The sequence below is a fragment of the Prosthecobacter sp. genome (genome assembly GCF_044226605.1).
Lineage (GTDB): Bacteria > Verrucomicrobiota > Verrucomicrobiia > Verrucomicrobiales > Verrucomicrobiaceae > Prosthecobacter.
Map to the genome: position 1 here is coordinate 145,898 of NZ_JBGAGS010000002.1, position 15,136 is coordinate 161,033.

Consider the following 15,136-nt stretch of genomic DNA (forward strand, 5'->3'; position numbering starts at 1 on the left):
GCCTTTTGGAACTCCTCGCCTGCTCAACTCAATCCTCAAACATAAACTCATTGCTCATCAGGAGCACCTGCGCGAGCTGGCTGAGGGCGCTCTGGGGGCGGGCGCGGCCGATGGGCCAGCGGCTGGCGTCGCAGAAGTCGGTTTTGGAATTGGTGAGGACTTCGCCGGTGTCGGCGCGGGAGATGGTGGGCTGCCAGTCGAAGCTGTCGCTGTCGGTGCCGCCCTCGTTGTGAATGACGAAGCAGAGGGTGTCTCCGCGCTTCACATCGGCGGTGAGCTTGACCGGAACTTTCTTGTTCTGCGGATTGCAGAGCTGCTCGGCCAGAATGCCGGTTCGCTCATTGTAAACCCAGGCGCGGACGCCGTCGCCGCGGTCGCTGCTGCGGGTGAGGACGCTGTCGATGGAGATTTTCATGTCCATCGGCACATGCCAGCGAGCGGTGACGACGTATTCGTTCGGCGCGGCATGGCCGCCGTAATTGGCCCAGAAAACGTGACCCCATTTGGGATCCGGGATCTTCGCGGCTGGACTCCAGATTTTCTGACCGCCACCGCCGCGATCTGTGAGCTGCGTGAAGGCAAGGAAATCGGTGAAGCTCGGCTTGCCCTCGGGTGTGCGGGCAAACTTCATGGTGCCATAGCTCCAGCGGAAGGCCTTTTCAGCGTTCAGCTCCGTGGCATCTGCCGCGAAGCGCTGGGCCAGATCCACCTCATCCGGTTTGGGATCGCGGGAGAGGATGCGGTGATACATCGCGCGGATGGCTTCGGAATCGAGCGTGGTGCCGGCCAATGGTGTGGCCTTGGCGATGGCGTCCGCACGCGCGCGCATGAAGGGGCTGTTCATCAGGAAAAGCGCCTGCTGCGGCACAGTGGTGTTGAAGCGCTGCGGGCTGTGGCTGTCCGGATTGGCAAAGTCAAACATGGCAGGCACGCTGGCCTGGTCGTAACGGTCCACTTTGAGGTAAACGGTGCGCAGGGTGTCGGCGTCCTTCGCATTCAGCTCCGTGGCGCGTCCGCCATGCCGGTGGGTGTCGAGTTCACCGGTGACGGCGAGGATCGAGTCACGCATCGTTTCATAGTCGAGGCGCTGGCGGTTGAAGCGGCTGAGAAGGTCGTTCTCGGCATCCTTGGTGGCTTTTTCCGGCGTGGCATGGCTGCTCTGCTGGAAGGTACGGGAGGTAAGGATGAGCGTGTGCAGCTTCTTCAAGCTCCAGCCGCTTTCCATGAAGGTGGCGGCCAGGTAGTCCAGCAGATCTGCCTGCACCGGCTTGGCCGTCTGCACGCCAAAGTCACTGGTCTGCGAGACGAGAGGCTTGCCAAAATGCTGCAGCCACACGCGGTTCACTATGACGCGGGCGGTGAGCGGATTGTCTTTGCTGGCGATGTGTTTGGCCAGCTCCAGGCGGCCGCTGCCATCGGTGAACTTCTCGCCGCCAAACATCGTGAGCCACGCACGCGGTGCGGGGTCTCCCTGACGCCCCGGATTGCCGCGGATGAAAACACGCACGTCCTGCGGCTTGGACTTGTCCACCATCACCATGGCACGTGGTGGTGCGCCGGGGTGCGTGCTGTCCAGCTTGGTGCGTTCGTTGTTGAAGCGCACCACCGTCTCGCTGTCCTTGCGGGTGAAAAACACATTGGCCCCCTCCACCGGCACGGACATGGGGGAAAGCTTGTCCTGCATGAGTTGGCGCATCGGCTCCACCTTGCTGTCGAGAATGATGCGCGCATACGTCAGCGAGACGTCCTTCATGGACTTGGGCTGGGCCTGGGAGAAGGCCGTGGCGATCTCCGGAGTGCAGCCGCTTTCCGGTTTGGCCAGCTCCTGCACGATGGCGGGGGCCTTGGCCGCAAACTCGGCCTCAGGGATCTTGGCAAAACGACTCCAAGCCACCATCGTCGCATGGGGCTTGGCGGTGAGGGCGTAGCGCTTCAGGAAGTCACGCCACTGGTTGGCCACACGGTCACGCAGCTTCATCTGGCCGGCCTTGCCTTTGAACTCAGTGCTGTCCTTGATGTCCACCGACTCCTGGGCAAACGCGAGGTACTCGGCCAGGCGCTCTGGCTTGCGGAACTCGTCATAGACGGTCTGCTTGAAATCGAGCTCCTTCTTGGCGATCTCCGCCACCTTCGCGTCATAGTCCTTCGCATCGGCTTCGTTCGCCGCCTTGCCGATAACGGGCATCACGGTGTCATCCGGCTCGTCGCTGCTGTTCAGGATGCTGTACATCGCATAGTAGTCGCGGCTCGGGATGGGGTCGAACTTGTGATCATGGCAGCGCGCGCAGGCCACCGTCAGCCCCAGCAGGCCGCGGCCGATGACGTCGATGCGGTCGTCCGCGATGAGCAGGCGGTCATTGATGAAGCGCTCGCCTACATTGTAAAAGCCCAGCGCCGCGAGATCGGGCGAATTCGGGGTCGCAGCCGTGATGCGATCCGCCGCAAGCTGGAGGCTAACAAACTTGTCGTAGGGCATGTCATCGTTCAGTGCCTTGACGATCCAGTCACGATAAGTGTAGGCAAAGGGGTAGTAGTTGCTGCGGCCCGCCACCTGGTAGCCATTGGTGTCCGCGTAGCGCACCACATCCAGCCACACGCGCGCCCAGCGCTCACCGTAGGCGGTCTGGCCCAGCAGCTGCGTCACGAGCGCCTGCGGGTCAGGCTTTTTCTGCAGCGCCTCAAAACTCGGTGGCAGGCCGGTGAGCGTCAGGTAGATGCGGCGGGTCACCATGGCGGCGTCCGCGGGCGCGGCGAAGTCCAGTCCTGCGGCCTTGAGCTTGGCACCCACAAAGGCATCGATGGGATTCCCGGTGTAGCCGGCGGGCAGCGCAGGCTTTTGCACCGGCTTGAAGGCCCAGTGCTGCATGGGGTCGGCCTTGGGGTGTTCCGCAGCGGCAGCCTCCACGGGCCAGGGGAGACCCATGCTGATCCATTTCTCGATCGCGGCGATCTGCGGCCCGGGCAGCTTGCCGCCTTTTTTCGGCATCGATTCCACACCGGCCACATGATTGATGGCCTTCACCAGCTTGCTTGCGCTTGGGTTGCCAGGTTCCACGACTTTGCCATACTCACTGCCGCGAATGATGGCATCCCGCGAGTCCAGGCGAAGGCCGTTCTGGTGCTTGTGCGCGCCATGGCATTCGTAGCAGCGCTCCGCGAGCACGGGGCGGACGTTTTTCTCAAAGAATTCGATCTGGTCAGGCGGAAAGGTATCCGCGGCAGACGCAAGGGAGCTGGCGACGGCAAAGCCGCCCAAAACGAGAGAGGGAAACTGAAAGCGCAGGGTCATGTGGGGGTAAGGCAGGGTGATCCTACACCACTTCCCGCCAAAATCCATACGCGCAGCACGCGTGCCACCTTGCAGGGGGTAAAAAGGCGGCTTTTGCCTGTTTCAGGCCTGATTTGCCTTGAGCACCCGCAGCATGTTGCCACCGATGACCTGCCGGACCGCCTCGTCGCTGTGGCCGCGCATGATCATGCCCAGGGTGAAAAGCGGCCAGTTGGACCAGGCCACGCTTTGCTCCGCCTCGATGGTGGTGACGTAGTTGTCCTTGGGCCAGAGATGTTCCCATTTGTCCGCGCTGCCACCGGGGGCCTTGAGCAGCTTGGCGCGCTCCTCCTTGTCAAAACGGGAGGTGTAGGCCACATCGCAGCCGATGGCGGCGTGCTTGGCCCCAAATTTTTTGATCACGTGGTCGAGGTGATCCAGCAGCGCGGTGATGTCTCCCTTGCCTCCCAAAAAACGGGGAATGCAGCAGATGCCCACCAGGCCGTCGGTGTCGCAAATGGCCTTGACGGTGTCATCAGGTTTGCCGCGGAAGTGCTCGTAAACGCCGCAGCAGGTGGTGTGGCTGGCCACCATGGGGCGTGCGCTGGCCTTCGCTGCGTCGTAAGCCGTCTTCCAGCCGCTGTGCGCCACGTCCACGATGACGCCGATTTTGTTCATCTCTGCCACCGCAGCGTGGCCGAAGTCGCTCAGGCCGCCGTCATGGGGTTCGCCGGCACCGTCGCCCAGCGGGTTTCGCCGGTTGTAGGTCAGGTGCATCATGCGAGCGCCGAGTTCGTGGAAAATGCGCACAAAGCGCAGCTCATCGCGCACGCTTTCCCAATCCTGCATCAGCGGGACGCCGTTGGTGGTGAAGCACAGGCCCACATTTCCCGCCTTTTTGAGCGCCACGATCTCGTCTGCCGTGACCACTTTGGAGAGAGTCGGCTTCAGCAAGTCGGTGGCCTTGGTGAAATGGGCGAAGCGTTTGATCAGCCGCATGGGATCGCTGCCTTCTTCGCCCGTGTTTTGGAAAATGCAGGTTACGCCGGCGGCATGGAAGGCATCCAGAAATTCCTTGCGCTCGCGCTCGTTGGTCGCGTTGCGGTTCATCGACATGGACTCGCGCAGATCATTGATCTCGGCGGCTGCCGCCCCGGATTTGATGGCTGCGTTCATGGCCTCGGCATCGATGGCGCAGCGGGGCGCGAAGCCGTAGCTCTCAAACACCACGGAGCCAAAATGCAGCTCCCAGGCATGCTCGATCTGTGCCTGCGTGGGCTTCAGCAGGCTGAGGGCGATTTCACGCGGCTTGTCGATGGCCGGGTTTCCAGTGATCCATGATTTCTTCGACTCCTGGGAGCGAACATGGATGTGGAAACTGCCGGCGCATGCCGCAAGTGGAAGCGACTGAAGCAGGCGGCGGCGTGTAAGGGGAGCGTTCATGTGTGGGAACAAACGCACCTCAGCCGCCATTTTAGAGCGGTAAATAACGAGCCTAGCGGCGCAGCTTTTTCTTCAGGCGCATCCAGGTGGGGACGTCAAGGTCCTCGCCCTGCACGATGGAAGGCTCGGTGTCCTTGAAGCGGCCGCGGTCTTCTTCGCCAAGGCTGAAGGTCTGCTGGCTGTCGGTGGCCTTGCGAGTGAGCACGGCTGTGGTGGCGCTGATCGTCGTTGCCTCGGGTTCGTGGTCGAAAGAAATCAGATCGTCCTGAGCAGGAGCGACTTCGGTCTGAAGAGTCACACTGCGGGCAACGACGGAGGCAAGGGTGGACTCCTTGTTGCTGCGGGCGGCGTCGGCGAGTTCCTTGGCGGCTGGAGTGCGCACAGGGACTCGTGCAGTTTCAGGAGTGGAAGCGATTACCGGAGTCGGGGCGATCACAGGGGCGAGAGGTTCCTCGTAGGCAGGGGCTGCGGGTTCTTCAATATGTGCCACCTGCTCATCCATGAGGAATGGTGCAGGCGCTGGTGCCAGCGCGGCGGCAGGCACGGGTGCCGGGACTTCCACCGCCGGGGCCTTGTGGGCACCGTTCAGCGGGAATGGGAATGCCTCGCCTGCTGCTGGGACGGCCGTGAATTCCTCAGACTTGAAGAGCAGGTCTGGTGGAGATTCCACTGGAGGCGCGTAGGGGGAGGGGGCCTTTTTGGGCGCGACTTCGCGTTTTGGCGCTGGGGCGGCTGCAGGCGCTGGAGCTGGAGCTGGAGCTGGAGCTGGAGCTGGAGCTGGTGTGATGGGCAGTTCAGCACGCGGCTGCAGCATCTCTGAAGGCGGAGCCGCAGCGGCGTGCGCATTGAGCTGGTTAAGACCCAGCGAACTAATCAGCGTGACGGCGACGGCATCTCCCAGCTTCGAATCAACTCCGATGCCGAAGAGAATGTGAGTCTGGTCCGGTACATGGCGGCCGAGCTGCTTCATGACACCTTCCACTTCCACGAGGGTGAGCGATTCGCCGCCTGCCACGTGCACCAGGAGATTCTTCGTCTGGTGAAGGAGGCGGCCGGAATCGATAAGGGGGCTCTTGAGGGCTTTCTTGAGCGCCTCGGTGCCGCGGTTCTGGCCGCGGGATTCACCAAATCCAAAGAGACAGCGGCCGTTGGCATTGGCCAGGGCAGAGGTGAGGTCATCAAGACCAAGTTTCACCAGCCCGGGGGTTGTGGTGATGGTCGAGATGGCGCGCAGGCTCTGCGCGATGAGCTGATCCGCCTGATTGAAGGCTTTCTGGATGCCGTCCTTGGGCAGAATGAGTTCCCCCATTCGGTTGTTCTCAAACAACACAAGCGCATCGGCACGCTTCTGCAGCAGTTCCAGCGCCTCTTCAGCCTGGGCGAGGCGACGGCGGCCTTCAAAGCTGAACGGCATGGTGGCGACGACGAGCACCAGTGCGCCGGTGTTTTTGGCGATCTCAGCGATGACTGGAGCCGCACCGCTGCCGGTGCCGCCACCGAGACCGGAGCTGATGAAAATGATGTCGTGATTCTCCACCGCCTGGCGGATTTGCTCGCGGGAGAAAAGGGCCGCCTCACGTCCGAGGTCAGGATCTCCACCCGCACCAATGCCCTTCATGAGATCGGCGCCCAGCTGGATTTTCAGCGGGGCCATCGAATGGCCGAGCACCCGCACATCCGTGTGTGCGCAGACCAGCGTGGCGTCGACGATGCGGTCAAGCGTGATGCGGTCAACGACATTGGACCCCGCGCCGCCGACACCGACGATGCAGATGCGAGGCGCTGACTTGCTGGCACCTTCGGGAGTTTGGGAGCGGTCGTATTCTACCATAATCGTGGGTGGTTGAGGATGGAGTGCTTGTATTTGAAAAAGTTAAAGTGTGACGGATGACAGGAGCTCCTGCATGCGTCTGCCGAGGCGTTTCAATGGAGAGAGAAAAGGTTTCTCGCTGTCCAGAATCTGCGCGTAGCGAATGAGTCCGATGGGGGCGGAGTATTGGGGATTCTCGAAAGTGGCGGTGATGCCGCTGACGGGAGCCGAACCTGCGCGCGTGACTTTGATCCCAAACACTTCCCGGGCCACCACGTCAATGCCTTTCATCATGCTGACACCGCCGGTGAGAAAAATGCCTGCGCCCAGACGGCCCAGATGGTCCTCCACCCGCACGCGCACCTGGGTAAGTATTTCTTTAGTCCGGAGGTTCATGACTTCATTCAAGAATGCCCGTTCGATCTCGCCGAGAATCAAGCCGGTGTCGTCTTCAATGCTGAGCATCTCGCCTTCGGGGACTTCCTCATACAAGACGCTGCCCTCCTCAACTTTCAGCCTCTCGGCCCGGCCATTCGGGATCTGCAGCGCCATGGAGACATCATTGGTGATGTGATCCCCACCAAGCGGCACGCAGCCGGAGGCCGTGATCATGCCGTCTTCATACAGGACGTAGTCACAAGTGCCGGCACCAAAGTCGATCATGAGCGCGCCCTGCATTTTGGCCTCACGAGTCAGCACGACCTGTGCCGCAGCGACAGGATTGAAGACCACGTCCTCCACCTCGAGAGGGATTTCACGCACGCAGCGGATCGCGTTCTGCACCCGCCCGCGCACGCCATGGATGATGTGGTAGTCCGCCTCCAGCATGCGGCCTTCGCGACCGATCGGCTGACGAACGGCCTCCTGGCCGTCCACGATGTATTGCCGTGTGACGCTGTGGAGGAAGACGTTTGACTGCGGGATGGAGACACTGCGGGCGATCTCCTTCGCTTCTTCGACGTCGTCCTCGGTGATTTCCGTCTGATCGTCCGGCAGGCGGTGGCGGCCGCGGTTGTTCAGGCTCTCAATGTGTGCTCCAGTGACGCCGAGGAAGACGTTCCGGATCATCACATCGCTGCGGTCTTCCGCACGCACAAGGGCGTCGTTCACACAGGTCTGAACCTTCTCAAAATCAACGATTTCGCCTTTGCGCACGCCACGTGAAGGAGCCTGGCCGACACCGAGAATTTTGATGGCGCCGTCACGCTTGGCCTCGCCTACGACGACACAGATCTTGTGTGTTCCGATTTCAAGACCTGCGTAGATGGTGCTTTTGGCCATGAGAGATTTCAGCGTGCGGGTGGAGTGGAGGCGGTGTCCGCCAGATTCAGCCCGGTGACATCCGGCGTTTCATGAAAAGTGGCGGGAGTATTGGTGCTTGCGATAAGATTCAGGGTGGCAAGGCGCCACTTGCGCGCCCGTGCTTCGTGCATCACTCGGTCAAACCGTGCCAGCTGGGGATCGAGGTCGTCCACGCCGAAGGTGACTTTGGTATCCCCCGCGAAGTGCGCCACCAGCGACCACGGGTTTGGAATTTCGATCACTTCCAGCGCAGGCTGGTCATCTTGCACACGACCTTGCAGCTGGTTCATGAGGCGCAGCGCCGCGTGAACCTGCAAATCTGCCGCAGGCTTGCCAGGGGCCGTTTCACTGAGAGCGGGAAACAGAATGCGCGGCATGGCGAGATATTCCTTCGTGATGACATTGCACGGCACCAGGGCCCCTTCAGCATCCATCAGGCAGCCTTTGCCACTCAGCGGCCCCAGCAGCTTCTGCTTCGGACATTCGATCCAGGCCACAGGAATGCGCTGAACTACGTCAAGAACGAGCTTGCCGTGGTAGTCGCGCTGAATCACCGCTGACTTCACCTGGGGCAGCCTTTCGATTTTCGCGCGCACCTCTCTCAGGTTCATGGTGAGCAGGTTCGTGGCCTCGGTTAGACCGGTGGCGGCCACAATTTGCTGCCTTGTGAGGGTGCCGGAGGTGTTCACCTCCACGGTCTTCAGCAGGAACTGCGAGTTTTTCTCCAGTGCCTCATGCCACGTCACCCAGCCGACGCCACCGACGAGCATCGCTGCAATCAGCCACATAGCCGTGCGGAAGCCGCGGCGCCGGCGTTCCACTGCCTCATGCTCGCGAATGACGGGAGATTCCGGTTCGTAGTCGATGACGTGGCTGCCCACACCCTTGCGCTTGCGGGGAGAGCGCTTGGCCGATTTTTTGGAGCCATTCTTGGCGGCAGACATGGGCAGACAGACACAAAAACCAGTATGAAACACTGGCTTCATTGGTAGTTAATGAGCCTTAAATAAAGGATTCTCAGTCTGTTTGCCATAATTATTCGCGAAAAAATGCGCCTCCTGTATTCACAGAGGCGTAAGTTATTCACAACTTCGGGCTAAGAAAAGGCTTAGAACCCACCCTTGAGCGTTACTTTCGGACGACCCAAATGTTGCGATACCGCACCGGATTGCCGTGGTTTTGCAGGTGAATCGGGCCGGGAGTGTTCTCCTCTTTGTTCGGAGCGGAGGTCGTCGAGCCGGGCAGCTCTTGGTTTTCGTGGATTGCCACGCCATTGTGTTTGACGGTGATTTTGGCATTGGCCGTCTTCTTGCCTTCCGCATCGTATTTAGCGGCGGTGAAGTCCACGTCATAGGTTTGCCACGTCAGGGGTGGCAGGCACATGTTCACCTTGGGGGCGGATATTCGGTAGAGACCACCGCATTCGTTGTCCTTTCCTTCGAGGGCAAAGCTGTCGAGCATCTGCACCTCGTAGCGGCCTTGCAAATAGAGGCCGCTGTTACCCCGGCCCTGGCCGCGCGCGTCTGGCATGTAGGGCAGGTAAAACTCCACATGCAGATGGCAGTCGCCAAAGGTGTCTTCACTGGTGATGCCCTCCATCAGCGCGCCGAGTTTTTCATCGACCCGAGATTGAGGGAAACGATTCGCTCCTTTGCCATCAAACAACACCACCGCGTTCTGAGGCGGTGAGGCACCCAGGGTGGGGGAAGCCCGGTTCATCCGGTTCAGCTCCATGATCTTCACGCCATCGGCATTGTTTACCAGAATGCTCGCCCCGGTCGCCTCGGCCTTGATGGATCCGTCAGGGGAGGCAAAGGACGCACTCTTCGCACCTACGGCCCGCGAGCCTACGACCCGGGTGATTGTCGTTCGGTCGCCGTCCCAGCCTGCGCCCGGCAGCCCGCCCAGATGGCTGACCGCCTCAAACTTCCCGCCGCCCTGTGCCCAGATCTGCACGCCGTAGGTCTTGCCGTCGATTTCCCCGACGTACTCGCCCTGAATGGGGAAATCTTCGTCCGTTTGCGCCGGATCAGTGTAGGCCTTCGGTTTCGGCTTTGGTGCAGCAGGCTGCTGGCCGTACATGACGGTGGTCAATAGAAGGGCGGTGAGGAGGAGGCGCATGGTGGGAAGATGGAGCGAAATTGCTTCTGCGCCAGTTTGCAAAGGGCACGGCGCCGCAAAGATTCAGATCAGCTCCTTGAGAGGCGCGCCCTGATCCACAATGAAGTTCGGACGGCCCGAGTGGTCTGTGTAAGTCGTGTCGAGAGGCACGCCCATGTGATGGTAGATAGTGGCGGCGAGGTCGCCGGGAGTGACGGGACGTTCGTCGATCTGGCCGCCGTCTTTGTCGGACGCACCGATGACCTGACCATGACGAAAACCGCCCCCGGCGAGGGATATGGACATGACATGCGGCCAATGGTTGCGACCGTCTGTGCTGCCCTGCGTGCCGAGCGTGGGTGTGCGGCCAAACTCGCCCATGGTAATGACGAGGGTGTCATGCAGCATGCCGCGCTCGGAGAGGTCGCTGACAAGTGTGGTGATGACATGGTCAAAGACGGGAAGCAGCGGGCGCAGGCCGTTCCAGATGCCGCCATAGGGCGGGATGTTGTCGCCATGATTGTCCCAGGTGCCGGAGGCTCCGTGGTTGCTCAGATCGATGGTGACGAAAGATGAACCGCGCTCGACCAGACGCCGCGCCAGCAGCGCCTGTTTCGCCCAGTCGTGGTCACCGTAGCGGTCACGCACCTTCTGCGGTTCCTGATTCAGATCAAAAGCCTCCTGCGCCCGGCCTCCGGCGACGATGTCGTAGGCTGTCTGCGAGAAGCTGTCCATGGCGCTCATCATGCCGCTGGCGTCCAGTTCGGCACGCAGTCCGTCCATCTGCCTGCTCAGCGTCTGGCGCGCGTGCAGGCGGTCCATGGTGAGTCCGGTGGGCAGTTGAAAAAGCTTGGTGGCATTGCTGCCATCGAAGGGATCGTACTGGGTGCCGAGGTATCCACCCCAGCCGACGTGCGAGCGGGATTTCATGTTCAGCACCACATAGGGTGGCATGCCAGGGTGATTGGCACCGTGATGTTTGGCCACAATGCTGCCGAAGGAGGGGTAATACTTCGCCTTCGGATTCGTGCGCGGTTCATTGGCCAGATTGGCGGTCTGCATGACCATGTTTGGCTCATGATTGCTGAAGCGGCAGTCCACCGAACGAACGAGCGTGAACTTGTCGAGCATCGCAGCCTGCTTCGGCAGATATTCGCAAATGTGAGTGCCAGGCAGCTTCGTTGGGATGGTCTTGAAAGGGCCGCGAATCTCACGGGGACGGTCGGGTTTCGGGTCCCAGGTGTCGATCTGCGAGGGGCCTCCGGTCATCCAGAGCAGGATCACCGCCTTGCTGCCCTTGGTGACCTTGCCCTCTGCGCGCAGCTTCGTGAGCGCAGGCAGGGTGAGGGCACCCAGGCCGGCGAGGCTGGTCTTGAGAACCGAGCGCCGGCCGTGAACCACCACGCCATCCCTCACACGCGGGTTCATGAAGGTGAACGCGTGCGGATCGCTATGACCCGGGCAGGGATGATCGGAGAATAACATCCGCAGTCATACGGTGGCGGGCGCAAACTCTAACCATTTGAATGCAATCCATCCGCGTCTCGTAAAAGCGGGGGAGCCTTGCCGGGCACCTCGACGACGAAATCTGGCACGAACCCCTTGTTTGGCTTGTCCGGATAAGCGCGTGGGTTTGCCAGGATGCGGGTTGCGCCAATGCGGTAGTCGTTGCTGTGATGGATGTGGCCATGCACCCAGAGATGCGGCTGAAACTCGTGGATCAGTGCATCGAGATGGGAGGCATACGCGCAGCTGAGCGGCTCGGTGCGCCTGTGTTCGGGCAAAGACAAAAGGGAAGGGGCATGATGAGTGACGACAACAGAGGTTCCTGGATCGCCACTGCTGAGGAAATCCCGCAGAGCCTGGACAGACGCCAGATGAACGGAGCGTGTGTCACGAGGCGAGAGCCGTCTATAATGGCGGGCGGAGTTGCGCACCCTTTTGTAATCGTTCATCACGGCACCCGCCTCGGCCGCTCCGTCCATCCAGTCGCCCATGAGTGCCAGGTCAGTCCACAGGGTGCTGCCGAAAAAACGCACCCCGCCGATGGTCACGGAGTCGTTCTCCAAAAAGTGCACGTTGGTGCCACGTGCCTGTTCGCGCAGCTTGTCAAACAGGCTTGGATAGTTCTCGCCGTAGAACTCGTGGTTTCCGCAGATGTAAATCACCGGCACCTCGGTGATCTCGCGCAGGATCCACTTCAGGCCGTTGGTCTTGGTGGAGACGTCGCCTGCCAGAATCACGCATTCACAATCCACCTTCGGCAGAGGAACTTCGCCAAATTCTTGATGCAGGTCGCTGACGACGTGGATGCGCATGCCCGCAGCTTACCCCGTTTTCACCAGCGTCACCAGCTCCTGCAGCGAGGCCTTGGCATCGCCAAAGAGCATGCGGCAGTTGTCGCGGAGGAAGAGGGCGTTTTCGATGCCGGCAAAGCCTTTGCCCATGCTGCGCTTCATCACGATCACGGTGGCAGCTTTCTCGGCCTCGATGATGGGCATGCCGTAGATGGGGCTGGATTTGTCCTCGCGGGCGGCGGGGTTCACCACGTCATTGGCTCCGATGACGAGGCACACATCCACGCGATCCATCTCAGGATTGATCGTTTCCATCTCAATCAACTGGTCATAGGGCACGTCGGCTTCGGCCAGCAGCACGTTCATATGACCGGGCATGCGGCCGGCCACGGGATGGATGGCGAAGCTGACTTCGACGCCTTTTTTGGCGAGTTCATCCGAAAGCTGCCGCACCTGATGCTGCGCCTGCGCGACTGCAAGGCCGTAGCCGGGAACGATCACCACCCGACCCGCCATGCCGAGCAGCAGAGCAGCTTCATCTGCAGGCACGGACTTCACGCTGCCTGTCGCGGTGGCTGCGGCCCCGGCGGCACCCGTCTGGCCAAAGGCGCTGAAGAGCACATTGGTCACGGGGCGGTTCATCGCCTTGCACATGGCCAGCGTGAGGATAGTGCCCGAGGAGCCGACGAGCGTGCCGGCGATGATCATGGCGACATTCTCGATGGCAAAACCATCCGCCGCGACGGCCAGCCCGGTAAAGGAGTTTAGCAACGAAATCACCACTGGCATGTCAGCACCGCCGATGGGCATCACCATCAGCACACCGAGCGCCAGAGCGATGAGGAGGAACAAAACCATCAGCACCATGCTGTGAGAGCCCGCCGCCATGGCGAGTGCCAGAAGCAGGCTGATGACAAAGAGGGCGCCATTGAGCAACTGCTGCGCGGGGTAGGTCACTGGTTTGTCGAAATGGCCCTCGAGCTTGAAGAAGGCGATGATGCTGCCGGAAAGCGACACCGCCCCGATCATGGCAGCGCACAGCATGGAAATCACAAAAGTCAGGCTTGAGGCCGATGTGACGTGAGCAAATTCGATCGCCGCAACCAGTGCCGCAGCGCCACCGCCGGCCCCGTTGAAGAGCGCCACCATCTGCGGCATCGCGGTCATCTTCACCTTGTAGGCACCAGCAGCTCCGACGACCAAGCCCAGCGCTATCCCCGCGAGGATGAGCGCCCACTTCCAAAGGGAGACGCCTGCGCCGTGGGAGTCGTGCAACTGCGGCAGTGCCGCCAGCAGGGCGATCATCATGCCAAGTCCGGCCACCCGATTTCCAGGACGTGCGGTCTTGGGTGAAGCCAGCAGCTTGATGCCGATGATGAACAGAACAGAAGCAAGGAGAAGGGCGAAGGCGGTGATCATGGTGTCGTCTGTCTCACTTCTTGCGTTTGAACATCTGCAGCATGCGGTCCGTGACCATGAAGCCGCCAAAAACATTGGCGGAACCCAGCACCACGGCGAGAAAGCCAGCGGTGGTTTGAATGAAGCCCTCCGCTTCTGCCAGCGCCAGCATGCCCCCAAGCAGGATGATGCCGTGGATGGCATTTGTGCCGGACATCAGGGGCGTGTGCAGCATGGAGGGAACTTTGGAGATCAGCTCGAAGCCGAGAAAAATCGACAGCACGAAGATGGTGAAGACGAGCATTTCCGAAGTCATGGCATGTCACGGTGTGGTGGCGATTTTTTCATTCACGATGCGACCGCCATGGGTGACGACGCAGCTTTTGAGGATGTCGTCGTCCAGGTTCAGCTTCAGCTTCAGCGCCTGCGTCTCCTTGTCCCAGAACTCGGTCAGCAGAGCGGTGACGTTTGACGAAAACATTTGGCTCGCATGCACGGGCACGCGGCCAGGCAGGCTGGCCGTGCCGACGATTTTGACGCCCTTGCGCTCAATGATCTGGTCCGCCGCCACGCCTTCGACATTGCCGCCGCTCTCGACTGCGAGATCGACCACGACGCTGCCGGGCCTCATGGCATCCAGCATTTCGCTGGTGAGGAGCACTGGTGCGCGCCGGCCAAAAACCTGGGCTGCCGTGATGACGATGTCTGATTCCGCGCAAACGCGCGCCATGCCTTCACGCTGGAGCCTGAGCTGTTCATCGGTAAGCGCCCTGGCATAGCCGCCCTCCGTCTGGCCGGTCTCACCCACGTCGATCTTCACAAACTTCGCGCCGAGGGACTTCACCTGCTCTTCCACGACCGGCCGCGTATCGAAAGCCTCCACTTTGGCGCCCAACCGTTTGGCCGTGGCGATGGCCTGCAGTCCGGCCACTCCAGCGCCGATGATGAAAACCTTCACCGGCTTGATCGTGCCGGCGGGGGTCATCATCATTGGAAAAATCTTTCCCGTTTCCGCTGCGGCGGCGATTACGGCGGCGTAGCCGGCCAGGCTTGCCTGCGACGAGAGTACATCCATCTTTTGCGCGCGCGTGCTGCGCGGTACCATTTCAAGGCTGATGGCGCTCACGCCTTGTTGAGCAAGGGCCGAGATGAGTTCCGGGGATTGAAAAGGATCCAGCAAAGCAATGAGCACCGCGCCTGCGCGGAGGTTTTTCACGTCTTCAAGAGCGGGCTTGCGAACTTGTAAAATGATGTCCGCCGCAGTCAGCATTGCCGCTCGATCTGTTCGAACCGTCGCGCCTGCACGAGTGTAGTCCACGTCATCGTGGCCGCACGAAATGCCCAGGCCTGCTTCCACCTCGATCCTAGCTCCCTGGGCCACCAGCTTCGCCACATGCTCAGGCACCAGGGCGGTGCGCGTCTCTCCTGCATGGGTTTCTTTGGAAACGACGACGGTCATGGGCTTGGTGGACACGAACGATGTCGGAGACTGCCATCTAGCCGTCATCGTGTAAAGAA

11 protein-coding genes are annotated in these 15,136 nt (G+C 61.0%); all 11 read right to left on the reverse strand.

Annotated features, from left to right (window positions below; genetic code table 11):
• Positions 1-28 precede the first annotated feature (28 nt).
• The 11 genes from ACILSO_RS02800 to ACILSO_RS02850 all read right to left on the reverse strand — a co-directional run bounded on the left by ACILSO_RS02800 (position 29) and on the right by ACILSO_RS02850 (position 15,077).
• Positions 29-3,289: a PSD1 and planctomycete cytochrome C domain-containing protein gene (locus ACILSO_RS02800; RefSeq protein ID WP_395735843.1), complete on the reverse strand. Its 3,261-nt coding sequence runs from the start codon at positions 3,287-3,289 to the stop codon at positions 29-31.
• A gap of 102 nt (positions 3,290-3,391) precedes the next feature.
• Positions 3,392-4,711, reverse strand: coding sequence for a dipeptidase (locus tag ACILSO_RS02805; RefSeq protein ID WP_395735844.1), 1,320 nt, complete (start codon positions 4,709-4,711; stop codon positions 3,392-3,394).
• Between the two features lie 52 nt (positions 4,712-4,763).
• Positions 4,764-6,542, reverse strand: a complete 1,779-nt coding sequence (locus ACILSO_RS02810; protein WP_395735845.1) for a cell division protein FtsZ — start codon at positions 6,540-6,542, stop codon at positions 4,764-4,766.
• Positions 6,543-6,584: 42 nt separating this feature from the next.
• A complete protein-coding gene (ftsA, locus tag ACILSO_RS02815; RefSeq protein WP_395735846.1) occupies positions 6,585-7,802 on the reverse strand; it encodes a cell division protein FtsA in 1,218 nt (405 codons plus the stop codon).
• 8 nt (positions 7,803-7,810) lie between these two features.
• Complete coding sequence (locus tag ACILSO_RS02820; protein ID WP_395735847.1) at positions 7,811-8,767, reverse strand: cell division protein FtsQ/DivIB; 957 nt, start codon at positions 8,765-8,767, stop codon at positions 7,811-7,813.
• A gap of 184 nt (positions 8,768-8,951) precedes the next feature.
• Positions 8,952-9,944, reverse strand: coding sequence for a DUF1080 domain-containing protein (locus tag ACILSO_RS02825; protein WP_395735848.1), 993 nt, complete (start codon positions 9,942-9,944; stop codon positions 8,952-8,954).
• A 63-nt stretch (positions 9,945-10,007) separates the two neighbouring features.
• A complete protein-coding gene (locus ACILSO_RS02830; RefSeq protein WP_395735849.1) occupies positions 10,008-11,351 on the reverse strand; it encodes a DUF1501 domain-containing protein in 1,344 nt (447 codons plus the stop codon).
• 86 nt (positions 11,352-11,437) lie between these two features.
• Positions 11,438-12,241, reverse strand: coding sequence for a metallophosphoesterase family protein (locus ACILSO_RS02835; protein ID WP_395735850.1), 804 nt, complete (start codon positions 12,239-12,241; stop codon positions 11,438-11,440).
• Positions 12,242-12,250: 9 nt separating this feature from the next.
• Positions 12,251-13,639 carry an NAD(P)(+) transhydrogenase (Re/Si-specific) subunit beta gene (locus ACILSO_RS02840; protein WP_395735851.1) on the reverse strand — a complete coding sequence of 463 codons (1,389 nt, stop codon included), beginning with the start codon at positions 13,637-13,639 and terminating at the stop codon, positions 12,251-12,253.
• A gap of 13 nt (positions 13,640-13,652) precedes the next feature.
• Positions 13,653-13,934: an NAD(P) transhydrogenase subunit alpha gene (locus ACILSO_RS02845; RefSeq protein ID WP_395735852.1), complete on the reverse strand. Its 282-nt coding sequence runs from the start codon at positions 13,932-13,934 to the stop codon at positions 13,653-13,655.
• A gap of 6 nt (positions 13,935-13,940) precedes the next feature.
• Positions 13,941-15,077, reverse strand: a complete 1,137-nt coding sequence (locus tag ACILSO_RS02850; RefSeq protein ID WP_395736153.1) for an NAD(P) transhydrogenase subunit alpha — start codon at positions 15,075-15,077, stop codon at positions 13,941-13,943.
• Between the last annotated feature and the right edge of the window lie 59 nt (positions 15,078-15,136).

What these genes read in the sequence shown, in the direction of transcription:
- ACILSO_RS02800 (WP_395735843.1), bottom strand. Translation starts at nt 3,289, where the DNA reads ATGACCCTGCGCTTTCAGTTTCCCTCTCTCGTTTTGGGCGGCTTTGCC.
- ACILSO_RS02805 (WP_395735844.1), bottom strand. Translation starts at nt 4,711, where the DNA reads ATGAACGCTCCCCTTACACGCCGCCGCCTGCTTCAGTCGCTTCCACTT.
- ACILSO_RS02810 (WP_395735845.1), bottom strand. Translation starts at nt 6,542, where the DNA reads ATGGTAGAATACGACCGCTCCCAAACTCCCGAAGGTGCCAGCAAGTCA.
- ftsA (WP_395735846.1), bottom strand. Translation starts at nt 7,802, where the DNA reads ATGGCCAAAAGCACCATCTACGCAGGTCTTGAAATCGGAACACACAAG.
- ACILSO_RS02820 (WP_395735847.1), bottom strand. Translation starts at nt 8,767, where the DNA reads ATGTCTGCCGCCAAGAATGGCTCCAAAAAATCGGCCAAGCGCTCTCCC.
- ACILSO_RS02825 (WP_395735848.1), bottom strand. Translation starts at nt 9,944, where the DNA reads ATGCGCCTCCTCCTCACCGCCCTTCTATTGACCACCGTCATGTACGGC.
- ACILSO_RS02830 (WP_395735849.1), bottom strand. Translation starts at nt 11,351, where the DNA reads ATGAACCCGCGTGTGAGGGATGGCGTGGTGGTTCACGGCCGGCGCTCG.
- ACILSO_RS02835 (WP_395735850.1), bottom strand. Translation starts at nt 12,241, where the DNA reads ATGCGCATCCACGTCGTCAGCGACCTGCATCAAGAATTTGGCGAAGTT.
- ACILSO_RS02840 (WP_395735851.1), bottom strand. Translation starts at nt 13,639, where the DNA reads ATGATCACCGCCTTCGCCCTTCTCCTTGCTTCTGTTCTGTTCATCATC.
- ACILSO_RS02845 (WP_395735852.1), bottom strand. Translation starts at nt 13,934, where the DNA reads ATGACTTCGGAAATGCTCGTCTTCACCATCTTCGTGCTGTCGATTTTT.
- ACILSO_RS02850 (WP_395736153.1), bottom strand. Translation starts at nt 15,077, where the DNA reads ATGACCGTCGTCGTTTCCAAAGAAACCCATGCAGGAGAGACGCGCACC.